This window comes from Acinetobacter sp. TUM15071, assembly GCF_008980925.1.
Lineage (GTDB): Bacteria > Pseudomonadota > Gammaproteobacteria > Pseudomonadales > Moraxellaceae > Acinetobacter > Acinetobacter dispersus.
This window is the reverse complement of the sequence record NZ_BKGB01000003.1, coordinates 1-16,575: the sequence shown is the minus strand read 5'-3', so window position 1 is coordinate 16,575 and position 16,575 is coordinate 1. Positions and strand designations below refer to the sequence as shown.

Sequence of the window (16,575 nt, the reverse complement as noted above, 5' to 3'; positions counted from 1 at the left end):
TTATTGAATATGGGTATATCTGCTTTCGATAAAATTAAAGTGTTAGGCTCGGAGTTATTCGATTCAGTGCTCGGTGCTGAGCAACCCAAAATGTATTATGACCCGAAAGGTAAAATTAAAGATGTTTTGGAAAAATTACCACAGTTAAAGCAAAAATATCGTCCTACGCCTTGGCTGAGTAATACACATCTACATTTATTGTATTTTGATGTGATTCGGAAGAAAACCATTAAACTTGAATATGACCGTGTTGATCGATTGATTATGCAGGATGGGGGTATTACAGCAGTTGCGTGGTATGGATATAATCTTCCTGCTGAAACACCAACTGTTGTGATTATGCATACCATTACAGGGACACCTGAAAGTATGCGTGAATTGGTCAAAGATCTGCATGAATATACAGGTTGGCGAATTGCACTGTGTTTACGCCGTGGTCATGCGGGCCTGCCGATGCCTGTCCCTCGAATCTCACTTTTTGGTTCGACCAGTGATCTGAAAGAACAGCTTAGTCACATTCAAAACTTGTTTCCAAAATCTGATCTTTATGCGGTTGGCTCTTCCGCAGGAACGGGTTTATTGGTTCGATATTTGGGTGAAGAGGGTGAAAATACGCCATTTAAAGCTGCTTTTGCAATGTGTCCAGGTTATAACACAGAGCTTGGCTTTAAAAATGTGCATCCTTTTTATAGTAAAATGATGACCAAGAAATTATTTAAATATTTTATTTACCCGTATCAGAATACATGGGGCCAGATTTCTTCTGTAGAAAAAGTGTTGACGACAACGAGTCTTGAAGAATTTGAGAAAGAATACTTTGAAATGGCTGGATTTCAGGATTATCAGAGTTATTGCCAAGCCATTAACCCGATTTATGTATTTGAGAATGTCAAAATTCCACTGATGATTCTGAACTCAGAAGATGACCCAGTCTGTTCAATTAAAAATTTGGAACCTTATAAAGATCAGATCCAGCATATGGAGAATATTGCGGTGGTCACAACCAAAAAGGGTAGCCATTGCGGTTTTTATGAAAGCTTAAGTGTGAAGTCATGGGCTTCACGTTTGATGGCAGATTTTTTTAAGAATTACTAAATTTATTGATATAAAAAAAAGCCAGTTGAAAGCAACTGGCTTTTTACTATTCACGAATGAATTAGTTATTTAAAGCAGGCGTTGCAGCGGCAATTGCAGCAGCGACAGCGTCATCTTCACTTTGAGCTGGTGCTGATGGTTTTGCAGTTTTCACAGGTTGTTCTGCTTTAGGCTGTTCTGTTTTTGCTGGTTTTTGTTCAGTTTTTACAGGTTTCGGCTCTTCTGCACGTGGAGCTTCAGTTGGTGTTTGTGTTGCAGCAGGGGTTTCTGTTTGAACAGGACGAGTCTCACGACGAATCTCAGTAGTCGTATTCTGTGTTTCTTCACGCGTTGTTTCTACAACAGGCGCTGGAGCCTCATGTTTATCAACACTTTCTAAAGACTCGAACTCTTGGATTTTTTCAGGCTCAGGCTGGGTTTGAGTCTCAGTTGCTGCCTGTTCTTGCTGCTCTTCGTTTTTTGGTTCTTCTTTTTTCACACAAGCAGTTAATAAAAGACCAGTCGCAAGTGCTGCACAAATTAAAAGTTTTTTATTCGCCATTGCTAAAACAACATATCAAATTAGGACAGCAGCAATTATAACAGTAAATCTATGTGAAGAAATCCCTGTGAATTGTTGAGTTTGTTTATATTTTATAAATGCTTGCAATTAAACAGACGAGCAGCAAAGAATTTAAAAGTGATGAATGCAAGATTTTAGGTATCGCTTTAACTGATTTTGACCTGCTAAACGTAATTTATGGATGAAAAATCCACAAATCCCGTAAATTTTTATCGAAAATGCTGATAGAATAGCCAGTTGTTTATAGTTCTTTGAATTGATGCGGTTTGACTTTGCTTTATAGGGGCAGAGTACAGTAAAATTGCCCAACATTGTAGGCCGATTTCGGCTCGATTGTACGAGAAACTCAATGACCCATTTTATTTTTGTCACTGGTGGTGTGGTTTCATCACTAGGTAAAGGTATTTCTGCTGCTTCTGTTGCTGCACTTTTGGAAGCTCGTGGCTTAAAAGTCACTATGGTAAAAATGGATCCATACATTAATGTCGATCCAGGTACCATGAGCCCATTTCAGCACGGTGAAGTTTTCGTCACAGAGGATGGTGCTGAAACTGACTTAGATTTGGGATATTACGAACGTTTCTTACGTCGTGCGAAAATGACCAAACTGAATAACTTTACCAGTGGGCGCGTATATCAAGACGTTTTAAATAAAGAACGTCGTGGTGACTACTTAGGTGGTACGGTTCAAGTTATTCCACATATTACAGACAACATTAAAGAACGTGTACTTCGCGCAGGTGAAGGTTACGACGTTGCAATCGTTGAGATTGGCGGTACAGTTGGTGATATCGAATCACTTCCATTTATGGAATCAGTACGTCAATTGATGGTAGAGCTTGGTCATAAACGTACCATGCTCATGCATTTAACTTTGTTGCCATATATCAAATCTGCGGCTGAGTTAAAAACCAAGCCAACTCAGCATTCTGTGAAAGAGCTTCTGTCAATTGGTATTCAGCCAGATATCTTGATCTGCCGTACTGAATATGATGTCGATGTTGATACTAAGCGTAAAATTGCATTGTTCACGAATGTGGAAGCGCGTGCCGTTGTGGTATGTAAAGATGCGAAAACGATTTATCAAATTCCGCGTACATTCTACGAGCAAAATGTTGATGACTTGATCTGTGAGCGTTTTGGCTTTAATGATCTTCCAGAAGCAAACCTTGAAGATTGGGATAACGTTGTTGAAGCATTACTGAACCCTGAATACACAGTTCGTGTTGCAATGGTCGGTAAATATGTTGAACTTCCAGATGCTTATAAATCTGTGAATGAGGCACTTTTACATGCTGGTATCCAAAACCGTGTCAAAGTTCAGATTGACTATGTCAATGCTGAAGAGCTTGAACAGCAAGACATTAGCATTTTAAGTACTGCTGATGCGATCTTGGTTCCAGGTGGTTTTGGTGAGCGCGGTACTGAAGGCAAAATGAAAGCCATTCAATATGCACGTGAAAACAAGATCCCATTCCTTGGTATTTGTTTAGGCATGCAATTGGCGGTAATTGAATATGCGCGTAATGTTGCTGCAATGCCTGAAGCGAGTTCAACTGAGTTTAACCGTTCAACAAAATATCCATTGATTGGTTTAATTACCGAATGGTTGGATGAACGTGGTGAGCTACAACAACGTAGTCTTGAGTCTGATTTGGGCGGTACAATGCGTTTAGGTGCGCAAAAATCTGAGCTTGTTGAAGGTACCAAGACTCGCGAAGTTTATGGTAAAGCTGAAATTACAGAACGCCATCGCCATCGTTATGAAATGAATGATCGTTTTATTCCAGCACTTGAAGAAGCTGGTATGAAAATTTCAGGCTATTCATCAGTACAACATTTAGTTGAAACTGTAGAAATCCCTGAACATCCTTGGTTTATTGCTGTACAATTCCACCCAGAATTTACAAGTTCACCACGTGATGGACACCCGTTATTTGCTAGTTTTATCGGGGCTGCTAAAAATCAGCACCAAAAGTAAGTACTGAGTTTTAAATAAACTGGGAAAGTTTAAATGTCACAATTAAAACCACAAGAAGTTGTACGTTTAGGCGATATACAAATGGCAAATCATTTGCCATTTGTATTATTTGGCGGAATGAACGTATTAGAGTCAAAAGATTTAGCTTTTGAAATTGCTGAAACTTATGTTGATATTTGCAAGCGCTTAGATATTCCTTATGTATTTAAGGCGAGCTTTGATAAAGCAAACCGTTCAAGTCTGAACTCTTACCGTGGACCAGGTTTAGAAAAAGGGATTGAATGGCTTGCAGACATTAAAAAGCATTTTAATGTGCCCATTATCACTGACGTTCATGAGCCTTACCAAGCAGCACCTGTTGCTGAAGTTGCTGATATCATCCAACTTCCTGCTTTTTTAAGTCGTCAGACTGATCTCGTTGAAGCAATGGCCAAAACTCAAGCCATTATCAATATCAAAAAAGCACAATTCTTAGCACCACATGAAATGCGTCATATCTTGCATAAGTGTTTGGAAGCTGGAAATGACAAACTCATTCTTTGTGAACGTGGCTCAGCATTTGGTTATAACAACTTGGTTGTTGATATGCTTGGCTTCGATACCATGAAAGAAATGAATGTGCCAGTATTCTTTGATGTTACCCATGCATTGCAAACACCAGGCGGACGCGCTGATTCTGCTGGTGGTCGTCGTGCCCAAATCACGACTTTAGCGCGTGCAGGTATGGCTACAGGATTGGCTGGTTTATTCTTGGAAGCACATCCTGAGCCAGAAATCGCAAAATGTGATGGACCATGTGCATTGCGTTTATCTCAGCTTGAGCCATTCTTGGCGCAATTAAAAGAATTGGATACTTTAGTTAAAGGATTCAAAAAGTTAGACACCCACTGATGCAATAACTTGCATCTTGTTTTTCATTCAACAGAGGAATTGTTCATGAGCCAAATCGTTGACATCCGTGCACGCGAAATTTTGGACTCTCGTGGTAACCCAACCATCGAAGCAGACGTTATTTTAGAATCTGGGGTTGTTGGTCGTGCATGTGCACCATCTGGTGCTTCAACTGGTTCTCGTGAAGCTTTAGAACTTCGTGATGGCGATAAAGCACGTTATTTGGGCAAAGGTGTTAAAACTGCGGTTAATAACGTAAATACCATTATCCGTGATGCTTTAGTGGGCAAATCAGTATTTGAGCAAAAAGACATCGATAATACGATGATTGCGCTTGATGGTACTGAAAACAAAGAAAAACTAGGTGCTAACGCAACTTTAGCTGTTTCATTGGCTGCTGCTCGTGCCGCTGCAGATGAAAAGAAAATCCCTCTTTTCCAATATATCGCAGATCTTCGTGGTCAAACAACTTTGACGATGCCTGTACCAATGATGAACATCATCAACGGTGGTTCGCATGCAGACAACAATGTTGATATTCAAGAATTCATGATTGAGCCTGTAGGCTTCACATCATTTGCTGAAGCATTACGTGCAGGCGCTGAAATCTTCCATTCTCTAAAATCAGTTTTAAACAAAAAAGGTTTAAATACTGCTGTTGGTGATGAAGGTGGTTTTGCACCAAACTTGCGTTCAAATGAAGAAGCGATCACTGTTATTCTTGAAGCAATTGGTCAAACGGGTTACAAAGCTGGTTCTGATATTATGCTGGCACTTGACTGTGCTTCTTCAGAATTCTACAAAAATGGTCAATATGTTCTTGCTGGTGAAGGCAATAAAGCATTCACAAGTAACCAGTTCTCTGACTATTTAGCGGGTCTTGTAAACCAATACCCAATCATTTCGATTGAAGATGGTTTAGATGAATCTGACTGGGAAGGTTGGAGCTACTTAACATCAATCCTTGGTGATAAAATCCAATTGGTTGGCGACGATTTATTCGTAACTAATCCTAAGATTTTACAACGCGGCATTAATGAGAAAGTAGGTAACTCTATTCTGATCAAATATAACCAGATCGGTACGTTGACTGAAACTCTAGATGCAATCTACCTTGCGAAAGCAAATGGTTATAGCACAGTGATTTCACACCGTTCAGGTGAAACTGAAGATTCAACGATTGCTGACTTGGCAGTAGGTACAGCAGCTGGTCAAATCAAGACAGGTTCACTTTGCCGTTCTGACCGCGTAGCGAAATATAACCAATTGCTTCGTATTGAAGAATTAACGAATGCAGCTTACCGCGGTAAAGCTGAATTCAAAGGTCTAAACTAAGGTCAATTTATCTATGTTGAATACTTCTGATCATCTTTCTTTACAAAAGACAGAAACTCTGCAAATTCATAATCATATAGAATTTGCAGATGATCTTCCTTGTAAGAAGGATGTAGGGATTTTTTCATGCTAGATATGTTTCGATCGACCTCGAGTAAATTGATTCTGTTGCTTGTCATATTTTTGGTGGCAAGTTTGCAGTATCAATTTTGGCTAGGTGAGGGTGGTTATTTTCCTCACCAAGCTTTGACTCAACAAATTACCCAACAAGCAGAAATTAATACTGAGCTCAAAGAGCGAAATCGTATTTTAGCCGCTGAAGTTTTTGATTTAAAAAGTGGTAGTGAAGCCATTGAAGAGCATGCCCGTTTAGATTTAGGTTTGGTCAAGCCGAATGAAACTTTTGTGCAAATGAGTACCATTAGTACCCATTACAAACCAATTTATATCGATCCAAACGCAAAAGAAGATACAGCAACAAATGAAAACCCAGACTAAGCTATGGGCGGTTGTACCAGCAGCAGGTTCGGGCAGTCGTTTTTCAAAAACTGAATTAAAACAATATCAGTATATTCAAGATCATACTGTACTTGAACATACGGTTAATCGACTGAATTCCTTAGATTTAGCAGGTTGTGTACTCGCCATTGGTGAGCAAGATAATTTCGCGAAAACCCTCTCTTTTCAGCACAAAGATAAGCTACATTTTTGCATTGGTGGCACTGAGCGTGTCCATTCAGTTTTAAACGCCTTGATCTATTTATCTGACATTGCTCATGAAGATGATTGGGTATTGGTCCATGACGCTGCACGTCCATGTGTTACTTCAGATTGTTTAATCCGTTTGGTTGAATCTGCCCAGCATTCAAATCAAAGTGCAATTTTAGCGATCCCTGTGCGTGATACGCTTAAACATGTCGTAAGCCAAAATCAGATTGAGAAAACGGTGAGTCGTGAGTTTTTGTGGCAGGCACAGACACCACAAATGGCTAAACTGGGTCTTCTTAAAAATGCGATTAAAGCAGCATTGGCTGACCAAGTTACGATTACAGACGAAGCGAGTGCTTTAGAACATGCGAATGAACTTGTACAAGTGGTACAAGGGCGTTCAGACAATATCAAGATTACCTATGCAGATGATTTAGAGCTTGCTCGATTAATTCTGCAATCTCAAAGCCATTCTTAATTTTCTTCAATTGATGCAATACTTTTGGGGTTATTGCAAAATAGCCTAAGTAAATTTAGATGAAATTTCTTATTTTTACACCATTCTAAATGACAAAATTTCTACTATTTGTTAAATTTGAATAACATACTTTATAACGGATCAACAAATGAAAAAATTATTAATTGCGGGCCTTTTTACTTTTTCTTTAGTTGGCTGCGCAACAACACCTCAACAGCCACAAGATACTGTACAGGAAACAATTCGCTATTCATCTAGCCCTTGTTTTGGTGCATGCCCAATTTATTCTGTTGAGATTACACCTGAAGGTGCTGTCCATTTCGATGGCAAACAATATACCAAGGTGACAGGTACTCAAGATTTAACAGTTGATCCTTCTGTTTATAAAAAATTGCAACAAGAGCTAAAAACCTATCGTCCTGCAACGGGTGCAAATGTAAAAACAACCGGTTGTGAAGAAACAGCAACAGACCAACCAAGTGCTTATTTCTCTTGGAAAAAACCTGATGGTACAGTAACGAAACTCAGTCATTACACAGGTTGTATTTCACCAGCAAATACCGAGTTGAATAAAGTAATTGATAAATTGCCAAAACTGATTGGTATTGAAGATCTAGTACGTTAAGTGTAGTTTTGATCTACAATTAAAAAAGGCTGAATTACCAAAGGTAATTCAGCCTTTTTTAATTGTAGATCAAATTTTTCTTTAGTTAATATTAAAATTAACATATTATAAAAACATATATTGTTTTGTGAGTGGAACATGGCTAGCATTATTTTAGCTTTGATAGGTGGTGCACTGATTGGGTTTGCTACAGTTGGCTATCTGTATGTGAATGGACGTATTGCTGGTGTGAGTGGATTGATTGCACAACTATTGCAACCAAACACCTTTTTCAAAAGTTCAGCTTTTTGGTTTCTTTTAGGTCTAATCATTACGCCTTTCGTTTATCAATTTTTTATACAGCCTGAAATTATTATGCAGTCTTCTCCGCTGGCTTTAATCATTGCAGGGTTATTAGTGGGATTTGGAACACGTTTAGGTTCGGGTTGTACCAGTGGACATGGGATCTGCGGAATCAGCCGTTTATCGCTACGTTCTATGGTAGCCACAATCACATTTATGTTCGCTGGCTTTGTGACAGTATATGTAATACGTCATCTTCTAGGGGTGGCATAATGAAAAATTTATTTGCATTTCTCTTTGGCAGTATATTTGCATTGGGTTTATTGGTTTCAGGAATGTCAAACCCAGAAAAAGTATTAAGCTTTCTAGATATTTTTGGTGCGTGGGATATCAGTTTGATGTTTGTGATGATTGGTGCAATTGTAGTTGCATTTATCCCATTTCAGAAAGCCTTGCGCAGCCCGAAAACATTATTAGGAGAGCTGATGGCTTTACCAAACAATAATCAAATTGATAAGAAGTTGATTACTGGTGCGATATTATTTGGTATTGGCTGGGGAATTGCAGGTATTTGTCCAGCACCGGCATTGACCTTGATTGGACTAGGTTATTTTGAGGTTTGGTATTTTATTGCAGCAATGCTGCTCGGTATGTTGATTCATCGTCTTTGGGCCAAACAGTAGGAGAAATGCAGTGCAACAGCCAGTTATCAAAGCTTTCTTCGACGAAAACAGTAATACCTTTAGCTATGTCGTGCATGATCCGGAAACAAAGCATTGTGCCATTATAGACAGTGTGTTGGATTATGATGCTGCCTCGGCATTAACATCTACACAGCACGCAGATGAGATCATTGCTTATATTGAATCTCAAGCCCTTACAGTTGAATGGATATTAGAAACGCATGTTCATGCCGATCATTTAACGGCATCACAGTATTTGAAATCAAAGCTTGGTGGAAAAATTGCCATAAGCGAGAAAATTGCGATTGTTCAGGAAACATTTAGTGCAATTTATCATATGGATATGAAGTATTTTAATACACATCAGGTGTTTGATTATCTGTTCAAGGACAATGAACATTTTCGTATTGGCAATTTAGAGGCATATAACATACCTACACCTGGACATACGCCAGCGTGTCTAAGTTATGTGATTGGTGATGCTGTTTTTATTGGTGATACCTTATTTATGCCTGATTATGGAACGGCGCGTTGTGATTTTCCCAAAGGCAGTGCGAATGTCTTATTTGATTCCGTACAAAAGCTATATCAGTTGCCAGAACATACCCGCGTCCTTTTGTGTCATGACTATAAACCAGAAAGCCGCGATAAATATATTTATGAAACAGATATTCGAGCGCAAAAACAAAACAATATTCACTTAAATGCCAAAACGCTTAAACATGATTTTGTACAAATGCGCCAAGAGCGTGATGCAACTTTGTCGATGCCTAAGCTCATTCTTCCTGCGATTCAAATTAATATGGATGCAGGCAGATTCCCAGAACCTGAGTCTAATGGAATCCGCTATCTAAAGTTGCCTCTGAATTACTTTAATCAACCATAAAATTTTTAATCACTCAAAAGGATTTGAGCGATATCTTTTTCACGCACATTAAGAATGAAAAATGAAGCTTAGGTTTTGTTTGAACACTTAATTGTTATGTTATAACATAACAATTGAAAATAAGGAGTTCAATGTGCGTTACAAAGCCTTGGCAATAGCCATTCTATTAATCAATCATCAAGCATTTGCAAATGAGCAGGATAACCCTGTAATTTTGCCAAATATTAGTTTAAAAGCAGAAACAGATCTTTCAATCGGGAACAATATCGTTGTAGATAATCGCAATACACATAATCAAACTTTAGGGGATGCACTTAAGCAGGTGTCAGGCGTGCAAAGTAGTGCCTTTGGCCCCAATGCTGGCGCACCCGTCATTCGTAGCTTAAGTGGCAATAGAGTACAAATTCTTGAGGATGGGCTCTCTGCTTATGGAATGAATGCAATCAGTGGCAATATTGCAATTCCTTTTGATCCGTTATTTAATCAGTCTATTCTTGTCAATAAATCTTCGGATAGTGTTCGATACGGCGGAAATGCAATTGGTGGTAGTGTAAATGTTGAGAATGGTCTGATTAGCAAAGAAATTCCCAAGAAAGATCATGATTTAGAGCTGGCTGTGCGAAAAGGTTGGAATAATGCAGATGCCCATGGTTTTAAACTTAATCTAAATAATCAAAGCAACTTTTCAACCAACTTCTTATTTTCAAAACAGGACATATCGTCATATAAAATTCCGGGCTACAGTAAAGCTGAACTTTGTAATAGTGCAGTTTTCCCAACAACAGGTGGTGTGAATTCAGCGTTGGCAGATGCTTGTCAAAAAGATACGCGCATACAGCAGATTTATAACACCGCATCGCAAAAATATATTGACCAATTTATGACTGAAAATCCAGATTGGGCAGATGGAAAATTCTCATTCTATACCGATAAACCCTCATCTGTTTGGAGTGGTAAGACATATATCAATCCAGTAAATCCTGAATATATTGCTGATACACCCAAGTTTAAAGAAAACAGAATTAATAACGATGTGACACCAAATTACAATCGAAAGCTAGGCAATAGCTATTTGGAAAATCAGCATTATGCGATTGGAAGTACTTACTTTCTGCAAAATGGCTATATTGGCTTGAGTGCAGATTCCCAGAAAAATGCATACGGCGTACCAGGATTTTCTTTAGAAAATAAGTCGTTTCAATCTTCTTATGATGATGGTCTACCTGTAGGAATAAAGACGGATCAACGAAAATATACATTGGATAGTCAATATAATTTTGATACGCCATTTTTGAAGGGGATCGATTTCAAAGCGAATCAAGTGATCAATCGTTCAGGTGAATATTTAGGTACGCAGCTTGCAAATGATTACCGCTTTGATACCAAACAAACTGAGTTACTATTCAGACATCAACCTTTGCCGTACTTAAATGGTTTACTTGGGCTGAGTCAGACTAATCGAACTATCGAAGGACAGGGCAAGTTACGCTATCTTCCTAATATAAAAACCAAGACACAAGCGATCTTTATTCAAGAAAAAATTGACCTGAATCGTATATCTTTCGATGCAGGCTATCGTCAAGAAAGTATTGATCACACAATCAAAGACAGTGACTTTAAAGTATCTCGCAACTCGCCGAATACCAAGTTGCAAGATACCAATTTCGATTTAGAAAGCTACAGTTTTGGTTCATATTTCAAAATGAATAACTATCTAGGCATGAAGCTTAGATATTCAGTATCGGAGCGTGCGCCAGAGCTGAATGAGCTTTATGCGAGTGGCAACCATTATTCTATTATGATTAATGAGCAAGGAAATCAAAAGTTAGAGCCTGAAAAATCTAAAAATACAGAGTTGACAGCTTTGTTCAATTATCAAAATTTTAATCTTGAGGCTACTGTATATAAGATGAAATTTGAAAACTATCTCTATCTCACGCATTCTGGAATGCAAACGGCGAACCGATTACCACTCAAATACTGGACCCAAACAGATACTGAAATCACAGGTTTTGAAATTGACCTTAAACAGAAAATCAATACGCAGCAATTTGGCATGTTTACGCTTGGCACATTAGCTGATTTTGTTAAAAATAAAAACTTAAATCCAAATCAATATAGCTTATTTAATGATGGCAATTATTTACCTAACATGCCAACAAGCCGTTATGGCGCAAGCGTAGAGTGGAGTAAAGGGGATTGGGCTGCACGCCTCTCAAGTATTTATTATGATAAACCTAAATATCTAGGAAAGAATGTTTCGGAAGAAAAGCCTTTACCAGCCTTCAATATGGTCGATATGCAGATTAGCAAGCATTTAAAATTAAAGAATTCTGATATTGATGTGTTCCTAAACGGTTCAAATCTGCTGAATGAGGAAGCGAGACCACATAATTCTCCTTTGAAATATATTGCACCACTGCCAGGACGAGGTTTTCAGCTTGGGATTAATATGAAGATATAGTTGTGTGAATCTTCTATCTTAAGTTTACCCACTGGAAGAAATACTCAATAAAGACTTCCAGTGGTTGTTCTTGAGAACGATTAATTTAGATTTTTTAATGAATTTTTGACGATTAGATCATGCACCAAGGAGACAGGAAGCATATAAATTTTTCCGAAAAAATTATAAGTGATCACACTGGTTGTGACCGTTAACTCATTCTTAAGCTCATCATGTTCCTGAAGCTGTAATGCGACTAATACACTGAGATGTTTATCTGTAGACTGTAAATATAATTCCTTGTCCGTAATTTTCACTATATCAAAAAAATCCAATTTTTCATTGATCGCAACATTTTCTGGTTTAACTGAATTAAAGCCTTTGATCGGTTGAATGCCTCCAAACTTTAAACTTAAAAAATCTCTAATTCTAAAGGCGATACGTAGCCAAAAAGGTGGATGACCTGTCATTAAGTTATAAACTTGTATCACTGTCAGATTCTTGTCGATGTATTGATGTGCTTCATGCAGGTAGTTAAGCGATGCTAATGGAGCAACCAAAGGATGAAGATCATTCTGATGTTCCATTGCACTTATTCCTAGACCTATAGGTATATGAAAATTATATTAATTTATAGGTGAATTATTGAATATTTGTCAATTACATTACAGCAATTAATGGATACCTTATTTTCGTTTTGTAAATCTTTCCCAGCTGATTTAAGAGAAGAATTGCGCCAACGGATTGCCGTAGGTCTCAGCATTTTGGGCTACATGATTATGCGACGACTTGGGCGGGGTTAAGCGCCTTAGGTGGTTTGTTCTTTACTGCAGGCTTACCATTTTGGGCAATTATCCGCTGGTCATTCAATTATGTAAATGCCCGGGAAGAATCAACGATCTTTGAAGTCGTAAAAGAGGTTAAAGACTTTAAAGATAATTTTTAACAGTTAAAGAATTAATCGATACCGCCGTCATGGCGGTTTTTTATTGCCTAAAGGAAAGTGAAATGAACATTGAGCAATATTTAAATGAATTGATCAATCGTGAAGGTAGGTATGTAAATAATCCAGCAGATCGAGGAGGAGCGACCAAGTTTGGTATCATTGAAGAGGTCGCACGTGTGAGTGGATTTAAAGGACACATGTGAGATCTGCCATTAAGTGTGGCCAAAGACATTTATCGAAAACAATACTGGATCTCACCACGATTTGATCGAGTGAATACGATCAGTGCCGCCGTGGCTGAAGAACTACTCGATACAGGTGTGAACTGTGGGACTGGCTTTGCCAAACCGTTACTGCAACGTACTTTAAATCTTTTGAACAATCAAGGTAAAGGAGGATGGCCAGATTTAGTAATTGATGGAATCTATGGTCCAGCCACTTTGAATGCCCTGAAAACCTTTGTGGCCAAACGTAGGAAAGAAGGTGAAAAGGTCTTAATCCGAGTGCTCAACATCATGCAAGGGCAACGCTATATCGAAATATGCGAACGTAACCCTACACAGGAGCAGTTCTTTTATGGCTGGATCAGCAATCGAGTTTCGTAATAATAGTGCTAATTTTACTGTACAATTAAAATGTACAGTTTATTAAATTAAAAGTAATTAAATGTGGATAATGTGTCGTAGGTTGATTTAATATAACTATCTTGAGATTTTTTAATATACTCAATTTTTTTAATTCATATTAATATAAATCTTATAAAGGAGATTATAAAGATGTCTAATTTTTCATTGAAAACTATAGGGTTAGTAACAATTTTAAGTTTGTCTGCATGTGGTGGAGATGATTCAACTGTTGTAATTCAATCTCCGCCTAAAGAGGAACCCCATCCGGTAGTCTCTTATGTAACTATTAATGGCACAGCAATTTCGAGGGATATATTATCCGATGCCACTGTTACAGCACGATGTAAAGATGATTCAGGGTTTAAAGATATTGTAACAACGGATGAGAAAGGAAGATGGGAAGGACAAGTTAAATCAGATCAATTACCTTGTCGATTAAAAGTTTCAAAAAATAATCATGATAATATGATGCACTATAGTGTTGTGTTTAAATCAACTGATAATACTAATATAAATCCATTTACAGATTTGGTTATCGCTTATAAGTCAGGTTATTTATATTTACCTAGTGATCTATATAATGCGAGAGGGAGTCTAATAGATTATTCCACATTTCATGAAAAAATGAATAATAATAATATTCTCCTAGTAAAAGAACTTAATGAAAAAGGTTATGATGTTGATCCATCAACTCGGTTCTTCACAGATATTATTGATCTTGATGAAAATATACTTGATAACATCAAAGGATTAAGAATAGCAATAGATTTAAAATATAATAACTACTTGTATTTTATGGAAAATATAAATAAATATAATATTCTAATACCCAGAAAAGTTGCTGTTAATAGCCCGGTTATCTTTCCAAATTTGGAAGCATGTAAAGCAGGACCAAGTTCAGATATCTATACAAATTGTTCAAATGATGTACTTAGTGATTTTAAAGTTAATGAGTTGATTACTAGTGATCGAGAACAGACATGTGTCTTAGAAAAGCAAGGGGATAATATTAAATTTACTATAGCAAATGGCATGAATTTGGTACCAAATGATGAAGTGCAAGAGTCTATTTATATGGTGGGTGGATATTATGATAGTGCATTAAGTATTTCGGATAATGGCTATAAGTTTTCAACATATATTCAAAGTTTTATACCAGTCATAGGCGGGTCATTATATAAATTTGATTTGAGTTTTTCAAAAGATGGAAAAATAAATGGAGTGCGTATTATCTTTATTAACGATTATATTGATAATATTGATCATAGTGTAATTAAATTTGCAGATGAATATAGTTGTGTTCTGAATTAAATTGTTAATAAAGTATAGATATTTATTTTTACATTTAGAGTCTATAGGATTTTATCACGAATTTTTATTCGTTAACTAGTTTCAATTAAGCATATAGTAGGTGCTTGAATTCATAATAATTAGCTTAATTGTATATATGTAAAAGCCCTCAATTGAGGGCTGTATAAATAATGGTATCGCTAACTTAATCGGATAGGGTGCCATTTATTTTGGGCCATTCTCCGAATAACTTTGGCTTTATATTTCTCAACTGACAAAGCGTTTTTTGCTTTATGTCTTGTCTTATTGCAATGAAGATATGCAGCAACTATGTTGACACGCTGATTTGAGCCGCCGTCTTGTTGTGCGAATACATGTTCGGCTGTGCACTTTAGAAATTTCGCAGATTTGAGAGAAATTCTGTATTTATTACAGAAATTTTCAGGTTGACTTGTCCACATTGGTTGTCCGCAGTAATAGCATAGACCACGCTGTGATTCATAAGCCAAAACTCTGTTTTTTTGAAGGGTTTTACTCTGAGATTTTTGCATAAAAACTCCAATACAAATAATGTATGAAGCTTATAGGCTTTGGTCGAGCTGCGAAGTGTGAGAGGGCTCTTTGATAGGGAAGGCTTAAATAAAACTGAATAATTGCCGAGACAGTTCCTAAAAGCCTTGAGAAAACCTTTAAACACAATCATCTTTTTGATGAACTATATGTAAAGTATTAAATATATTTTGGACTGTCAACAAAAATATTCATGTAGGGATATGTGTAAAAGCCCTCTAAGGAGGGCTGAGAACTATTTTTAAAGTGCCTCAGATTAGCTTACTCAGGTGACATGAGGCCATCAAGAAAGGGTAGCATTTCCAACTCGATATACACCTTTAGTTTTTTTGTACTACTTAGAAGTTGATCACTAATTTGGTATAATGACAATTCATGAAGGGATAACAGAAATTTGATGCACCTCAATAATTTTTTTAAAGGAATAGAAAACCAGCTGGTTCCATATCAAAAAGGTAAAAGTTACTTTTTGCATCACTATCCATTGGAGCTGTTCTATGAATAAAACCATTGGGAATATAATCTGAACTTTCTATTAGTAACCTTAATAATTTCAAGTTTTCTACTTGTCTTGGATTCAGAGCTACTTTGTGAGATAAAAGGGACTGAATAGTAAACTCTTTTAAATAATTAAAGTAACTACCCAGAAGTCCACATATAACATCAGAAAGTTGGATTTTGATATGTTCTATGGATTTAACAAATTTATAATCAATAGATGTGTTTTTATAAAATATATTATATTTATTAAATGCTTTTTGAATTTTTTCTCTTCATCAAAAGTATGAGTGCTATTTGGAAATAAACAAACTGGTCGCAAATATAAATCAAAAAAATTATCAATTAGTGTGTCGTTATCATTGTCAACTAGGAAATCTAATTCTCTACTTTCTCTTGCTTCCTTAAGTATAGATATTAAAAGTCTGCTTATTTGATTTGAACTTACAGGCATAATGGATTCAAAATAAACCGTAAGATCTTCTAAAAAGTTGTGACCTTGGTTGCGTTGTATATTCGGGTAGTTATATTTTTTTAAAATTCTAGTAAACTGTATTTTATCAATACTACATAGGCGGAATAGTTCATTTTTTAACTCTCTATTGTATTCCATATATTTTTCTAAAGGTGGATGAGACCAGCAAGAATCAATTATATCAACAATTGACCAATAAAG

15 protein-coding genes and 3 pseudogenes are annotated in these 16,575 nt (G+C 36.9%); 14 read left to right on the top strand and 4 right to left on the bottom strand.

What is annotated here, in order from left to right; all coding sequences use genetic code 11:
* Positions 1–9: 9 nt before the first annotated feature.
* Positions 10–1,095, top strand: a complete 1,086-nt coding sequence (locus GBI66_RS03480; protein ID WP_151715180.1) for a YheT family hydrolase — start codon at positions 10–12, stop codon at positions 1,093–1,095.
* 61 nt (positions 1,096–1,156) lie between these two features.
* On the opposite strand, the gene GBI66_RS03475 is transcribed toward GBI66_RS03480, so the two are convergent.
* Positions 1,157–1,636, bottom strand: coding sequence for an internalin (locus GBI66_RS03475; RefSeq protein ID WP_151715179.1), 480 nt, complete (start codon positions 1,634–1,636; stop codon positions 1,157–1,159).
* 370 nt (positions 1,637–2,006) lie between these two features.
* Between GBI66_RS03475 and GBI66_RS03470 the strand changes: the two genes are divergently transcribed.
* From GBI66_RS03470 to GBI66_RS03425, 10 genes are all read left to right on the top strand, one after another.
* Entirely contained in the window at positions 2,007–3,638 is a 1,632-nt protein-coding gene (locus GBI66_RS03470; RefSeq protein ID WP_004772379.1) for a CTP synthase, read from the top strand.
* Positions 3,639–3,671: 33 nt separating this feature from the next.
* Positions 3,672–4,529, top strand: coding sequence for a 3-deoxy-8-phosphooctulonate synthase (gene kdsA / locus GBI66_RS03465; RefSeq protein ID WP_005153309.1), 858 nt, complete (start codon positions 3,672–3,674; stop codon positions 4,527–4,529).
* 45 nt (positions 4,530–4,574) lie between these two features.
* Positions 4,575–5,864 carry a phosphopyruvate hydratase gene (gene eno, locus GBI66_RS03460; RefSeq protein ID WP_151715178.1) on the top strand — a complete coding sequence of 430 codons (1,290 nt, stop codon included), beginning with the start codon at positions 4,575–4,577 and terminating at the stop codon, positions 5,862–5,864.
* Between the two features lie 126 nt (positions 5,865–5,990).
* Positions 5,991–6,362, top strand: coding sequence for a cell division protein FtsB (ftsB, locus tag GBI66_RS03455; RefSeq protein WP_005153300.1), 372 nt, complete (start codon positions 5,991–5,993; stop codon positions 6,360–6,362).
* Positions 6,346–7,050 (top strand): 2-C-methyl-D-erythritol 4-phosphate cytidylyltransferase, encoded by a 705-nt coding sequence (gene ispD / locus GBI66_RS03450; protein WP_151715177.1) that lies wholly within the window; start codon positions 6,346–6,348, stop codon positions 7,048–7,050. The genes ftsB and ispD overlap by 17 nt, the downstream gene beginning before the upstream one ends.
* Before the next feature lie 148 nt (positions 7,051–7,198).
* On the top strand, positions 7,199–7,675 hold the full coding sequence (locus tag GBI66_RS03445) for a DUF6438 domain-containing protein (RefSeq protein WP_151715176.1): 477 nt from the start codon (positions 7,199–7,201) through the stop codon (positions 7,673–7,675).
* 138 nt (positions 7,676–7,813) lie between these two features.
* Positions 7,814–8,230: a YeeE/YedE family protein gene (locus tag GBI66_RS03440; RefSeq protein ID WP_151715175.1), complete on the top strand. Its 417-nt coding sequence runs from the start codon at positions 7,814–7,816 to the stop codon at positions 8,228–8,230.
* Positions 8,230–8,640 carry a DUF6691 family protein gene (locus GBI66_RS03435; RefSeq protein ID WP_151715174.1) on the top strand — a complete coding sequence of 137 codons (411 nt, stop codon included), beginning with the start codon at positions 8,230–8,232 and terminating at the stop codon, positions 8,638–8,640. The genes GBI66_RS03440 and GBI66_RS03435 overlap by 1 nt, the downstream gene beginning before the upstream one ends.
* Before the next feature lie 10 nt (positions 8,641–8,650).
* Positions 8,651–9,526 carry an MBL fold metallo-hydrolase gene (locus tag GBI66_RS03430; RefSeq protein ID WP_151715173.1) on the top strand — a complete coding sequence of 292 codons (876 nt, stop codon included), beginning with the start codon at positions 8,651–8,653 and terminating at the stop codon, positions 9,524–9,526.
* 133 nt (positions 9,527–9,659) lie between these two features.
* The gene (locus GBI66_RS03425; protein ID WP_151715172.1) at positions 9,660–11,990 is read left to right on the top strand and encodes a TonB-dependent receptor; all 2,331 of its coding nucleotides are present in this window, start codon (positions 9,660–9,662) and stop codon (positions 11,988–11,990) included.
* 80 nt (positions 11,991–12,070) lie between these two features.
* On the opposite strand, the gene GBI66_RS03420 is transcribed toward GBI66_RS03425, so the two are convergent.
* The gene (locus tag GBI66_RS03420) at positions 12,071–12,556 is read right to left on the bottom strand and encodes a DUF2867 domain-containing protein (protein ID WP_151715171.1); all 486 of its coding nucleotides are present in this window, start codon (positions 12,554–12,556) and stop codon (positions 12,071–12,073) included.
* 170 nt (positions 12,557–12,726) lie between these two features.
* Between GBI66_RS03420 and GBI66_RS19705 the strand changes: the two are divergent.
* The 3 genes and pseudogenes from GBI66_RS19705 to GBI66_RS03405 all read left to right on the top strand — a co-directional run.
* Positions 12,727–12,915 (top strand): annotated as a pseudogene (locus tag GBI66_RS19705) (hypothetical protein); the annotation flags it as partial.
* 62 nt (positions 12,916–12,977) lie between these two features.
* Positions 12,978–13,520 (top strand): annotated as a pseudogene (locus GBI66_RS03410) (glycoside hydrolase family 108 protein).
* 171 nt (positions 13,521–13,691) lie between these two features.
* Entirely contained in the window at positions 13,692–14,852 is a 1,161-nt protein-coding gene (locus GBI66_RS03405) for a hypothetical protein (protein WP_151715170.1), read from the top strand.
* A 179-nt stretch (positions 14,853–15,031) separates the two neighbouring features.
* Here the strand turns inward: GBI66_RS03405 and GBI66_RS19420 are convergent, their stop codons facing one another.
* Both GBI66_RS19420 and GBI66_RS19415 read right to left on the bottom strand, forming a co-directional pair.
* Entirely contained in the window at positions 15,032–15,382 is a 351-nt protein-coding gene (locus tag GBI66_RS19420; protein WP_171494258.1) for a restriction endonuclease, read from the bottom strand.
* A gap of 707 nt (positions 15,383–16,089) precedes the next feature.
* A pseudogene (locus GBI66_RS19415) lies at positions 16,090–16,575 on the bottom strand (hypothetical protein); the annotation flags it as partial.

Excerpts from the sequence above, each read along its gene's own strand:
- ispD (WP_151715177.1), top strand. The coding sequence starts at position 6,346 with ATGAAAACCCAGACTAAGCTATGGGCGGTTGTACCAGCAGCAGGTTCG.
- GBI66_RS03405 (WP_151715170.1), top strand. The coding sequence starts at position 13,692 with ATGTCTAATTTTTCATTGAAAACTATAGGGTTAGTAACAATTTTAAGT.
- GBI66_RS03445 (WP_151715176.1), top strand. The coding sequence starts at position 7,199 with ATGAAAAAATTATTAATTGCGGGCCTTTTTACTTTTTCTTTAGTTGGC.
- ftsB (WP_005153300.1), top strand. The coding sequence starts at position 5,991 with ATGCTAGATATGTTTCGATCGACCTCGAGTAAATTGATTCTGTTGCTT.
- kdsA (WP_005153309.1), top strand. The coding sequence starts at position 3,672 with ATGTCACAATTAAAACCACAAGAAGTTGTACGTTTAGGCGATATACAA.
- GBI66_RS03420 (WP_151715171.1), bottom strand. The coding sequence starts at position 12,556 with ATGGAACATCAGAATGATCTTCATCCTTTGGTTGCTCCATTAGCATCG.
- GBI66_RS03435 (WP_151715174.1), top strand. The coding sequence starts at position 8,230 with ATGAAAAATTTATTTGCATTTCTCTTTGGCAGTATATTTGCATTGGGT.
- GBI66_RS03470 (WP_004772379.1), top strand. The coding sequence starts at position 2,007 with ATGACCCATTTTATTTTTGTCACTGGTGGTGTGGTTTCATCACTAGGT.
- GBI66_RS03440 (WP_151715175.1), top strand. The coding sequence starts at position 7,814 with ATGGCTAGCATTATTTTAGCTTTGATAGGTGGTGCACTGATTGGGTTT.
- GBI66_RS03480 (WP_151715180.1), top strand. The coding sequence starts at position 10 with ATGGGTATATCTGCTTTCGATAAAATTAAAGTGTTAGGCTCGGAGTTA.
- GBI66_RS03475 (WP_151715179.1), bottom strand. The coding sequence starts at position 1,636 with ATGGCGAATAAAAAACTTTTAATTTGTGCAGCACTTGCGACTGGTCTT.
- GBI66_RS19420 (WP_171494258.1), bottom strand. The coding sequence starts at position 15,382 with ATGCAAAAATCTCAGAGTAAAACCCTTCAAAAAAACAGAGTTTTGGCT.
- eno (WP_151715178.1), top strand. The coding sequence starts at position 4,575 with ATGAGCCAAATCGTTGACATCCGTGCACGCGAAATTTTGGACTCTCGT.